Raw genomic sequence first — 11,635 nt, 5'->3', positions numbered from 1 at the left:
TCAAACCTTTTGGTCTCGCTGCGTCAGTCGGTCTAAATGCTGATCGATGCCAAGCAAATGGGCCGACCAACTGTAATTTTTAAGAACACATTCGCGGCCGGCCGCACCGACGCGGTCAGCCAAGCTCGCCTGTGTCAGCAATTCGCCCACCACGCGGACGAAGTCGCTCGGCTCCGTAGCGGCCATCAGATCGCGCCCCACGTCGCCGTCGATTGCTTCCGCGCAGGTGCTGGATGCGACCACCGGCCGCGCCATCGCCATCGCTTCCAAAATCTTGTTTTGAATACCCCGTGCCAAACGCAAGGGCGCCACTACGACGGCAGCGTGTTGCAAATAAGGTCGCACGTCCGGCACCGTGCCAGTCACACTGACACAGTTGCTGGCCAAGGCCAATACGGCCTGGGTTGGGCTGCGTCCGACGATGTGAAAGTGCAAATTCGGCCAATCGCGTCGCAGCACCGGCAACATCTCGTTGGCAAACCAGGTCACGGCGTCCACATTGGGCCAGTAATCCATAGCGCCGGTAAAGACCAGCGGGGTTTGTGCTGCCGGGAATGGTGAGGGGCGCGCCAGATCGGGCGAGAAAAAGTCGGCGTCTACCCCATTGCACAAGGACTGCACCGGGGCACTTGTTCGCGGCGATTGCTGCCTGAAAAGCGCCACCTCCTTGTCAGTGACAAAGAAGGAAGCAGCAGCCCGTTCGGCAACAGCTTGCTCAAAAGCCAGCAGTTTGCACCCCTCGCGGCGATACAGCCAGGACATAGGCCAGACATGATCGGGCGCGTAATCCGTCCATTTGGCGGAATCCAGGTCCACAAAATCGACCAGCATGGGCAAATCGGGCAATTGCATGGCGTACTGAGCCATTGCTGAAGAAAACACCACCGACGCGTCCAGTGCTGCTGTCTTGGAAATCTGCCTGACCCAGGCGCTCATCCCTGCATCTCTGTAAAAAGGCAGGCTAAGCGCTTCACCCGTCAGCAAACCACGAATTGACGCCAACTTCGCGCGCCTGGGATCCAATTGGACCGCATGCAAGTCCGCACAATACTCGCGCACGGTATCGAGGTATTGCAGATCGTCCGGATCGTCGACAAAGGTACCCAAAAACACCCTGTGCTCGGCCGCCAAATGCTTGAGCAAATGGAAAGACCGGACCTTATCGCCCTTGTTAGGCGGGTACGGCAGGCGATGCACCAGATAGAGGATGTTGGCCATGAATGCTTGGCGCTCAGCCCAGATTGCGTACAACCATCGGCCCCAGCCAATTGGCTACGCCTATGGGTAGCTTTCGCCAAGTCTTGATCAAGAGCTGGTATTTGGCATTGGCCGGATTGTTCTGCGGCACGGCATCGCGCTTGTAGAGGCAGTACTCGTAATGCAAAGGCGTGGGCTCAAAGCCCCAGTTCTTTTTGAAAGCGTAGGAGCCGGTGCCCTGCTTGCTGCGGCCGTAATCAAAGACTTTGAGCCCACGCGCACAAGCGCGGCGCATCAGCTCCCAAAACTTGAAGTCATTGGCAGCCAGGTCGCGCGCGGCTTCGTCGTCGCCGGCGTAATAGGGCAAAACTTCGTCGCGGAAGTAAAAACTCAGCACCGAACTGAGCGGGCGGCCCTGCGCATCGGTGACGGTCAAGACCTCCGCATCGGAGCCGAATTCGTCCAACAGTGCCGCGAAATAGTGCTTGGGCATGGCGGGCGTGCCATGTCTGTGGGTATTGCTTGCGTAGAGTTCAAAAAAACGGTTCACGTCTGAATCGATGTGGCTGATCAACTCATTCTTGATGCCCTTGCGCACCACTGCCCTGGCTTTGCGGGGAATTGCCAACATATTGGCCTCTTCCTCTGCAAAGATCTCCTTGCGGAAGGTCACATATAAATCCTGGGCCGGCCAGTCAGTGTGGCGAGGCTCAATATTGCGAAACTCCAGATGATCGACGCCCAACTGTTTGGCGATGGCTTGTGCCTCTTGCTCAAGGGCAACGGCCGCGTCTTCAGTATCGGCAGCCACACCGCCATAGACAGCAAATGGCAGGGCTACCAGCGAGTGTCCGAACAACAGACTCTTGACCTGCGCCAAAGGCAAAACGCCTTCGATGAAGCCGTTACGTTCGGCATACAGAAAAAACCCACGATGACGGAACACCTGCTCGATCATGCGCAGCCAACCGGCACGGTGAAAGAACGTGGCTTGTGGGCAAGCCATCACAAAGGCATCCCAGCGCGGGAAGTCGCTTGAGTCCTGAGCGCTCAGGCGCTTGATCTTTAAGGGAGTCGTCATGCGGGCAATCGCTCAGGCTGTCGCTAGAGTGGAAACAGGAGCAAGAGCCTCGGCTCGGCGACCCAGAAAAATCTCGTCCATGCGTCCCCATTGGAAGTCACCGAGCAGCCGCGCAATACGCCCATGAGTACGCTCAATATTGACGTAGTGCCGAAAGCGCGTCTTGCCGTCAATGCCAGCGACACGAGGCTGCTCGGCATCAATCTCCCAGGGATGGCAATAAAAAACAGCTGACTGCTGATCAACCCTATTGACCTTGCCTATCATCCAGCGTGACAAGGCATAGGGCAACAAGCGAAAGTAGCCACCGCCACTGGACGGAAAATTCTTGTTGAGCATGCGCAGGGTCGTTACTGGTACTTCCAACAAGCCCTCGCGCACAGGATAGGCAAAGCGCGGCGAGTCCGGCATGCCGTAATGATCATGTTGAATCGGGTAAACGCTGGAGCTGTATTGATAGCCGGCCTCAAGCAAGGTATCAAAGGCCCACAAATTACTCGCCCCGATTGAAAAACTCGGCGCCCGGTAACCCAAGATTTGATGTCCGCCGAGGTCTTCCAGCAGATGCTTGGTGCGCACAATGTCCTCCGCGAAGCTCGCCGGCGTCAAATCGCTGACGCGCTGATGCCCATAGCCATGACTGGCCAGTTCGTGGCCTTGTTCAACGATGCGGCGCACCATCTGCGGATAGCGCTCCGCGATCCAGCCCAATGTAAAGAACGTGGCCTTGGTACTGCTTTGTGCTAACAGTGCCAAAAGTCTGTCCACATTGCGCTCGACCCGGCACTCGCGGCTATCCCACTCATCCCTGGCGATAAATGGTGCAAAAGCTGAGACCTGGAAGTAATCTTCCACGTCTATGGTCATTGCATTGCGCAGCAGAGAATTTGACGTTTGCATCAACATGAAGGAGAGCTTTGCCTAACGAGTTATGTCTACAGAATTTTCAGCAACTTGCATTGCTCGGGTAAAGCAACTCAGTCTTGCTTGACCGACTGCACCAGCTTTTGCATCAGCTCCAGCGTCTTCAAATTGATCTGCTCAAGCCTCATCAAACTGGCCTCTAAACGCTGCAGGCGGTCTCCTTGCTGCCCTAGGCTGAGCTTAGCCAGATCGTTTGACAAGCTGTTGACTTCATCGGTGCTCAACTTCAGGCGCGCCAATTCGTAGCTTTGGCCTTCGCCAGCGGCCGTCAGCATCTCACCGGCGGCCCCGCTCAGCTTGTTTGGTATCGCACTCTCTTTGGCAATATCGCTCAGGGCTTCTTCCACTTCTGCCAGGCCCAAATGGCTCTTGTTCCCCATAAAACCAAGCAAAAGCAAACGATCGCAAAGTGAGTTGATACGCCGCGGTATGCCTTGGCTGGCCTTAAAGATGGCCGGGAAAGCGTCGGCCGCAAAGCTTGGTTTGCCGGTGCTACCGGCGCACTTCAGGCGATGCTCGATATAGCGCTGCGTCTCGTCTTCGTCGAGCGGGCCGATATGGCAAGTCGCCGCCACGCGTTGGCGGAACTGCTCCATTTCGGGGCGCTGCAAAATACCGCGAAATTCAGGCTGCCCGACCAAGAAGGTCTGCAACAAAGATTGATTGCTGAACTGGAAGTTGGACAACATGCGCAGCTCTTCAACTGCCCGGGCGGTCAAGTTCTGCGCTTCATCAACGATCAGCAAGCAGCGCTTGCCCTGACTGGTTTGGCTGACGAAAAATGCCTCCAAAGTCATCAAAACCTCGGACTTGGGCAGATCCTTGACCCGCACGCCAAAGGCCGAGCCCACCATGCGCAGCGTGTCCTCCGCATCCAGTTGAGTCGTGACCAAATTGCCGATCACCACATTGCTGCGATTGAGGCTGTCAAGCAAGCCGCGCAGCAAAGTGGTTTTGCCGGCGCCGATTTCGCCGGTGATGACAATGAAACCGTCATTGCGTAGCACACCGTAATCCAAATAGGCCTTGGCACGCCGATGCTGCTTGCTGCCGAAATAAAAATTGGGGTCTGGACTGAGCTGAAATGGCTTGCTGCTCAGGCCGTAAAACGCTTCATACATGGGCTAGAACTGGTGAACCAAGGTTGCGAAAACGGCATTCTCTCGATACGGAAGTTGACCTTCAAACAAGGAGTAGCGCGCGCCGACAATGACTGAACCACGTTCGCCCAAACGCCCGTTCCAACTTGCGTTGATGGTGCGCAAGGTGCTGGATTGACTTGACAGGTCGCCACGTATTTGGCGTTCTGTGACGGTCAAATTGGTTGAGCTTGTCGGCGTCAAACGGTAGGCGACAGTTGCACTTGCATTGCGTTCGCGTACCAATGAAGAATTCGATAGGTCGCCCGAGCCCGGAACTTGCTCGCCAATTCGACTGCTGCGGCTTTGTGAGAGCGTGGTGGTCACCGTCGTACGCAATCCCTGCCAGGACCCCGACAGTTCTTGGCGTCGCTGCAAAGTAGGGGCCGAAGACACAAATCCAGAGTTTGCAGGGGCAGCCGGGCTTAAACCAAGTTCCAGCAAGGTCTGCCGGACCAACAAGTCACGCTTGATTGGATCCGGCTCTCGGCTTTCAAACTGAAAGTAAAACAAATCGTAGTTGCTTTGCTGACCACCGCTCCGCGAGTTGAAACCCTGCGACACGCTACTGTTGTCTGAAAAACGGATCGACGAGCGTTGGAAACGGTGGTCGAAACTGATCGTGTGGCTGTCGCCGTAGTCATGGCTTTGGTAGTTGCCCTGCAACGAGGTTCGCGGCGTGGGCGTCCACTGCGCGTTCAAGCCGTACGTCGCAGCGGTTTGACTAAATCCGGACTGCAAGTCGCTCCGCTCGATACCGGCATTGCCGGAAACCGTCCAGTCAATATCAGGCCGATAAGTCAATCCGCCGGTGGCGGATGTGCGGGTGTTCTCTTTGCCCGCATCAAAGTTGGAATTCTGCGTCGTCGCCGACGCTGTCCAATTCAAGGGGCCTGTGGCCAAGCCTTGGGTGTTGAAAGAGAGACTTGTTACTCGGGAGTCCCCGGTGCTGGAATCCTTGACCTTTGTCTCGGTCACACTCCCGTTCAATTGATAAGTAGCAATATTGCCCATGCGTCCAAGCAGGCGCGGAGAAACGGTCAGGCTGGCAACATCCGAGCTGTTCGGGTTTCGAATTGCGTTCTCGGTCGAGGTCTGTTGCCCAAACGCAGACTGTTGCTGCTGGCCGTAGCTTGCGCGTGCATCAACAAAAAGACGTCGCTCTATCAATTCAAGCGTGCCGTTCGCCGCCAAGGTCTGCTGCACATTATTCGGCCGATCGGTCTTGGTATAGAGCAGCCCATTGAGAGAATAATCAAGACTGCCGCGCAAACGCCCTGCACTGCTGCTGACGCTGATGCCGGGCGCAAGCACCGTGATCAAAGCAGCATCTTTGGCCGCGTCATTGAGGCTTAGATTGTCGGTCCAGGTCTGCGTCAAGCTGATGCGCGGTTGAACCCGCAAGCCAGCGCTTGAAGTTGCTCCGCCCGAATCGGCACCTATAGTCCCACCAGTCCCAGCAGCCCCAATACCCAGCCCGCTCAATTGAGCAAAGCTCGTACCTGAACCCAAAGCCAAAGCCACCACCACCACGTGAGATAGCACTGTGGCCGCATGGCTCACAGCGGGCGGCCCAGCCAAGTCCTCAACATCAAGCGCCCTAACTCTTGGCAGCTTCACCGCTGTCCCCATCACCGTAGCCATAGCCATAGCCATAGCCGTATCCATAACCATAGCTGCCTGAGGCATTGCCACTGGCTTGATTGAGCACCATCATTTTGAGTGGACAAGCCTCAATGGTAGCCAGGGCCTGTTGAACGGCGGATTGAGAGGTGCTCTCAGCCCGCACAACGACAACGATTTGCCCCATATGAGAGGCCAACACGCGTGACTCTGTGGTCAGCAACAAGGGCGGCGAATCAAAAATAATGATCCGGTCCGGATAGCGCTTGGCCATATCGTCCAAGAGATTGCTCATGGCGTCACTGGCCAGCAATTCCGTCGCACGCTGGTGCGGCGTACCGCTGGGAAGCAAGGTCAGTTTGTCGACATTGGTGCGAAGCATCACCTCAGCCATATCAAATTTCTGCTCGAGCACGTCAAGTAAACCGGGACCTTGCGGTAAACCCAACATGCGCAACATCGAAGGCCGTGCGACGTCGGCGTCCACCAACATGACCGTGTTGTCCAATTCGGCAGCAATACTCAAAGCCAAATTCAAAGAAGTGAAACTCTTACCCTCGCCTGCCAAAGCACTGGTCACCATGATCAAGTTGGCATGATTCAGCGACGCTGCGCCCTTGCCCATCGCGTTCTTGATCAAGGGCCGCTTGATCACACGATATTGGTCGGCCAACTGCGAGCGCTCTGCATTGGGCGTAATGAATCCCTGCGCGGCCAAAGCATCCAAGTCCAATTCCACCCGTTTGGAAACAACTTGAGGGGTTTCAGCAGCCTCTGCTGGCTTGGCTGCCACTGATGCGTCGGCAGCGTTGAGCGCTGCCTCGACCGCAGGAATTGTCTTGTCCCCGATCTGCACAATTGAAGTTGCAGCAGCCACTGACCCGATTGAATCCTCGGGGAGCACCGCACCCGCTTGCCGCAACTGCTCCAGCCTGCGCGCGGCTTGTTCGATCAAGCTAGTCATATCAGGCCACCTGCCTTGTCATCAAAAAAGCCAATATGGACAGGCCCAACACAAACAGACCGATCAAACTTCCGCTGGCAGCCCCAAAGCGAATCAAATCCTTACGTTGGCGCTTCAAGTCCGCATCCGTGACCAAACGCGACACCACGCCAAGAATTGGCAAGTCAATACGTGAGCGCAATTCCAGCGCATCGTGAAACACCGGCCGCAGCAAACTGACCAAGAAAGAAGTCGCGGTGCCCGCCAACAAAGCCGCCACCATCACACCGGCCAACAGCAACAAACGGTTCGGCGCAACAGGTTTCGGCGACACACGCGGGGGATCAATCAATCGGAAGTCCGCGACTCCAGAAGCTAAGTCAAGCTCGCCGGACATCGAAGCCGACTCCCGCCGAGACACCAGGTCCTCGTAATTCTTTTTGTGGATGGCGTAATCACGGTTGAGTTGTGCGGCCTCGGCATCAAGTTGGGGCGCAGTCCGAACCCCGGCCAGAGCTTGGCCGTAACGTGCAGAATACTCATCGACCCGTGCCTTCAAAGTCGCCACCTGGACCTCCGCCGAGGCCAACAGACGACTCATCTCCTGAGCAGCAATGCTGCCGTTCCCCCCACCCACAGAAGCCGGCGAAGCCAACGCAGCCTTGCGCAATTCCTTCAGCTTCAGCCGCTTCTCATCCTCGATATCGGAGATTGATTTGCGGGCACTGATCACATCCGGATGCTGCTCTGTATAGCGCTGCAGCAAAGCATCCAAATTGCGGCGCTGTGCATCTAGGCGAGCATCCAACTCAGGTGTAGACAAGTTCATCGCTGACTCTTGCAGCAGGCCCTGCGTGGTACTCGAAACGCCCTTGCGCTCGGCGTCCAATTGGAGTTTTGCTGCGTCTCGCCCATTGACAGCCTCTCGGTATTCAAGCCGCGCCCGATCCAATTCGACGCTCATCTCCCGCAAGCGCGAGGCCGAATCTTTGCCGTCCGCATTCATGGTCTGCAGATTGCGCAGGCGGAACTCTTTCAAACGCCCTTCAGCCTCTTCAAGCTTGCTTTCATAGTTCTTGATTTGCTCATTGATGAAGGTCGCCGCCGTTGCCGTATCCTTCCGGCTGGAACCCAAACTTGATTCCACGAAAATCGACACAAAAGACTGCACCACTCGCTTGGCACTTTCTTTGTCCGAGTCTCGGTAGGCCAAAGTGTAGAGATTGTCCCGAGCCGTGCTTTGAATCGATAGATTCTTGGTCACCGTCTCGATCAGTTCTTCCTGCTGCGCCTTGGACTGATTCTTCAAATCCAAGTCGGCCATGCGCACTAACTTTTCCACGTTAGGCCGGCTGATCAAGGTCCGACTGAGCATCGTCACCTGCTGCTCGATGTTAGGCTGAATTGCCAAGCCCGCCATCAAAGGCTTCAGGATCGATTGGGTGTCCACAAAGATACGTGCACTGGCTTCATACCGGTCGGGCAAAACCACCACCACGACCGAGCCAATGATGCCGACCAACCAAGCAACCGCCAAACCGGGCCACCGGTACTTCCAACTTCGTTTCGCAATGGCAAGCGCCTGGGCAATCAGTAAATCCATCTGCGGGTGTTCTCTAAAGGTTGAGGGAGGCGGTCACTAGAGCGATCCACTACCCAATATGCAGTTTTCTTGGCTGCATTGCTCCAAAAGCAATGCAGCCAAGAAAAGAAGGTGGTGTCAGAAAAAACTCTGCGGAATGATCAACACGTCGCCCGGTCGCATCTCGACATTGGCGGATACATCGCCGCGCTTGATCAAGTCCCGCAAACGCACGGTGTACTGTTTGCCACCGTCGGAAGAGCGCAAAATCGTGGCGTCATTGCCGGCAGCAAAATCCGTCAATCCACCAACTGCGATCATCACATCCAAGACGGACATATTCATTTTGTAAGGCAAGGCCTGAGGTCTAGCAGCTTCGCCGATGACACGAATTTGCTCACTGTAAGGACCAACAAAGCCGGTCACGATCACTGTTACCACGGGGTCTCGCACATATTTGCCGAGTTGCTTCTCGATCTCACGAGCAAGTTCGATCGGATTCTTGCCCTGCGCCAGCAACTCGTCGATCAACGGCGTGGCAATCTTGCCATCCGGCCGCACCGGCACGGACATCGACAATTCTGGATTGCGCCAAACAATGATGTTGATATTGTCGCCAGCGCCGACGATGTAACTGTAGTCTTGGGCTGCAGCGGTCACGGGTGCTGGCGGGAAGCGCCCCGAACCACTGGCACAACCTTGAAGCACCACAACGGCCACCGCGCACAGCGCAAGGCCCAACTGCCGCGAGAAAAAACAAATGCTCTTGTTCAAGGCAACTCCTCAAATGTCAATGAATTCTGGCGCTTTGGACAAGTACCATGTGCAGGTGGAAAACGTCATCGGCCACCCCATCAAGCGCGGCTGGATCATGCCACAAAGCATCGGCACTTTAGCCGCCCCAATTGAGGGGGACAGCCATGAAATGGAGGGGAGAAGGGAATATTTGCCAACTCAATCACAGGCTGCCAAAGCCAATCCACGAGCCTGAGACTACTCATTCAACCCTTCAACATCGGTCTAATCAAAGCGAGTAGCAGTTTTTGCAGCGGGTTGGCATTGCCAAACGGGCGCCAAGTGAAGCTGAGCTTTTGTTTGTAGGCGTCGAACTGCATTGCCCAGGGTGCTGCGCGAATTGGGCCGCGCTTAAGCAACACTTTCAATACCGAAGTGCCCATAACACCAGCACACAAATCGCAAGACATCATGGTGGATGGCCCGCGCTTCTCTTTGAAATTCACCGCGTCCGGCGCGACCAAATAGCCGCGGTGCAAGGCGGCTGGCGAAAGTCCCGCAATGAAGCGCGCATATTGCTCCTGCTGGCTACGCCCTTCAATGCGGAAATACTGCTCAAAACTCATACCATCTGGGCGAAAGTAAAGAAAAGACACACCCATACCCAAGGGCGCAGCGGTCAACGCAGGAATGCCACGCTCATGACACGCCCGAAACAGCATGCGCCGCGCCTCGATTGCAAAAAAATCGATGCCGTCGACATAGACGTCCACATCGCGCAGGAAGTCATCGAGATTTGCGGCCGTTACACCCTCTCCAAACGCACGAACATCGGCCTCGGGGTTGATACCCAACGCCTGCTCGCGCAAGACCTCGGCTTTAGGGCGACCTACCGTGGACATGAATGCGCCAACTTGTCGATTGAAGTTGTGAACCTCGAAATCGTCAAAGTCGGCGATATTGAAATTACCTACACCAAGTCGCGCCAAAGTTAGCAGGTGGGCTCCGCCCACACCACCCAAACCGGCGATCGCCACCCGAGCACCACGTAGCTTTTCTTGCTCTTTTGCCGTGACCCAGCCTATGTTTCTAGAAAAAGCTCGGTCATATTGGAAAACTGCTTGTTTTGCTTCCAAGGAAACACTCCTGTTCAAGCTGAAATATCGCAAGTTTCGATCATGCCATAGCGGGATTTATCGATTCAGCCAATTTAGAGGAGACGTACTGCCTTATCCCATAAATTGCCTGAATCAAGCCCCCTTCCCGAAAAAAACGTCTCTATGCCCGCGACCCGGCACGAAAGACATACTCGCGAGCGCATTCTGGACTGGCGCGGCAAAGCAGTAAATACATTAGACAAGGCACCGCCAAGCTCGCATTCAAGACAGACGAAAAAAAACGCCGCAAATTGCGGCGTTTTTTGACGTGCTCAAGTGAGCACGATATGCAAAAACAATTACTTGCTCAGCTTGCGGCGGCTTGCGGCACCGAGGCCCAACAAAGCCAAACCAACCAACGCGACCGAGCTTGGCTCAGGAACCCGGTTTGCAGAGAAGTCCAGATTGTCGAAAACGTCGTAAGGCGTAGGTGTCAGTTGGCCGGCGCGCAAGCGACCCGAAGCCAAAATACCACCTTGACCGCAAAAGTCGACCTTCACTGTTGGCGCAAACAGATCCGTTGGATCAGCGCAATCAACCTTGTTCCATTGGTAGCCCGTGTTGTTGGTGATGAAGTCCAAACCAACACCAAAAGTACCCAGCGGCGTAGTCAAAGGCAAAAGCGCGCCAACACCGGGAGTTTCAGCAGCAGATGCAGCCTTCCAGAGTCCGCCAGCAATCCCAAAAGAGGCCCACAAATTACCACCCGTGGCGGTAGCCTCGCAAGCCGCAAAGTCGTTCGCGCCACCGCAGGCCTGGCGAGCAAAATTCTGCGCGCTGTCTTCGAAGAACATGCCCACCGTGCCAGCGGCTTGACCGAATTCAGCCGCGAAAGCAGCATCAGCAGCAAAGGTGTAGTCGTAGCGAGCAATGCCAGATACAACACCAACAAAAACCTTGCCTGTCACGACAGTCTGGAAAATACCGGTCAACTCGTTGTAACCGGTACCTGCACCCAGAGGCACGTTTGGCGGAGCCGTATTGCCGATCGAAAAGATGCCGCGCAACTTATCGCCCAAATCCAGCTTACCGTTGCCATTCATATCGATGAAGCGCTCGGCGCTGTCATCGGAGAAGAGCACGTCGCCAGCGCCGATAGCGCCAGCAACAGAACCAGCTGCAAAGCTGGAAACGCCAGCCGCCATCAGCGACGCAGCGACGATAGTTTTGATCATGAACTTCATATTGATTCCTTTTTGAAAATATGTTGGCCTGACAAGGAGACATCCTCTCAACCCACTTGTCACACACATA

The 11,635-nt window shown here is 55.5% G+C and carries 11 protein-coding genes; 1 reads left to right on the top strand and 10 read right to left on the bottom strand.

The window, feature by feature from the left end; all coding sequences use genetic code 11:
* From LNV09_RS15160 to LNV09_RS15125, 8 genes are all read right to left on the bottom strand, one after another.
* The gene (locus LNV09_RS15160) at positions 1–1,218 is read right to left on the bottom strand and encodes a TIGR03087 family PEP-CTERM/XrtA system glycosyltransferase (protein ID WP_263557912.1); all 1,218 of its coding nucleotides are present in this window, start codon (positions 1,216–1,218) and stop codon (positions 1–3) included.
* Positions 1,219–1,231: 13 nt separating this feature from the next.
* Positions 1,232–2,278: a FemAB family XrtA/PEP-CTERM system-associated protein gene (locus LNV09_RS15155; RefSeq protein WP_263557911.1), complete on the bottom strand. Its 1,047-nt coding sequence runs from the start codon at positions 2,276–2,278 to the stop codon at positions 1,232–1,234.
* Between the two features lie 12 nt (positions 2,279–2,290).
* The gene (locus LNV09_RS15150; RefSeq protein WP_411969293.1) at positions 2,291–3,184 is read right to left on the bottom strand and encodes an XrtA system polysaccharide deacetylase; all 894 of its coding nucleotides are present in this window, start codon (positions 3,182–3,184) and stop codon (positions 2,291–2,293) included.
* 71 nt (positions 3,185–3,255) lie between these two features.
* Positions 3,256–4,323: an XrtA/PEP-CTERM system-associated ATPase gene (locus tag LNV09_RS15145; RefSeq protein WP_263557910.1), complete on the bottom strand. Its 1,068-nt coding sequence runs from the start codon at positions 4,321–4,323 to the stop codon at positions 3,256–3,258.
* A gap of 3 nt (positions 4,324–4,326) precedes the next feature.
* The gene (locus LNV09_RS15140) at positions 4,327–5,985 is read right to left on the bottom strand and encodes a TIGR03016 family PEP-CTERM system-associated outer membrane protein (RefSeq protein ID WP_263557909.1); all 1,659 of its coding nucleotides are present in this window, start codon (positions 5,983–5,985) and stop codon (positions 4,327–4,329) included.
* Positions 5,942–6,928, bottom strand: a complete 987-nt coding sequence (locus tag LNV09_RS15135; protein WP_263557908.1) for an XrtA-associated tyrosine autokinase — start codon at positions 6,926–6,928, stop codon at positions 5,942–5,944. The genes LNV09_RS15140 and LNV09_RS15135 overlap by 44 nt, the downstream gene beginning before the upstream one ends.
* A 1-nt stretch (position 6,929) precedes the next feature.
* Entirely contained in the window at positions 6,930–8,510 is a 1,581-nt protein-coding gene (locus LNV09_RS15130) for an XrtA system polysaccharide chain length determinant (RefSeq protein WP_263557907.1), read from the bottom strand.
* 117 nt (positions 8,511–8,627) lie between these two features.
* Positions 8,628–9,263, bottom strand: coding sequence for an XrtA/PEP-CTERM system exopolysaccharide export protein (locus tag LNV09_RS15125; protein WP_263557906.1), 636 nt, complete (start codon positions 9,261–9,263; stop codon positions 8,628–8,630).
* 13 nt (positions 9,264–9,276) lie between these two features.
* Between LNV09_RS15125 and LNV09_RS15120 the strand changes: the two genes are divergently transcribed.
* Entirely contained in the window at positions 9,277–9,480 is a 204-nt protein-coding gene (locus LNV09_RS15120) for a hypothetical protein (RefSeq protein ID WP_263557905.1), read from the top strand.
* A 10-nt stretch (positions 9,481–9,490) separates the two neighbouring features.
* On the opposite strand, the gene LNV09_RS15115 is transcribed toward LNV09_RS15120, so the two are convergent.
* Both LNV09_RS15115 and LNV09_RS15110 read right to left on the bottom strand, forming a co-directional pair.
* Positions 9,491–10,360 carry a ThiF family adenylyltransferase gene (locus LNV09_RS15115; RefSeq protein WP_263557904.1) on the bottom strand — a complete coding sequence of 290 codons (870 nt, stop codon included), beginning with the start codon at positions 10,358–10,360 and terminating at the stop codon, positions 9,491–9,493.
* Positions 10,361–10,680: 320 nt separating this feature from the next.
* Positions 10,681–11,565 carry a PEP-CTERM sorting domain-containing protein gene (locus LNV09_RS15110; protein WP_263557903.1) on the bottom strand — a complete coding sequence of 295 codons (885 nt, stop codon included), beginning with the start codon at positions 11,563–11,565 and terminating at the stop codon, positions 10,681–10,683.
* Positions 11,566–11,635: the final 70 nt, after the last annotated feature.

Origin of the sequence: Paucibacter sp. B2R-40, from assembly GCF_025717555.1 — a bacterium.
GTDB lineage: Bacteria > Pseudomonadota > Gammaproteobacteria > Burkholderiales > Burkholderiaceae_C > Paucibacter_A.
The sequence above is the reverse complement of the archived record's forward strand: the minus strand, read 5'-3'. Positions and strand labels throughout refer to the sequence as shown.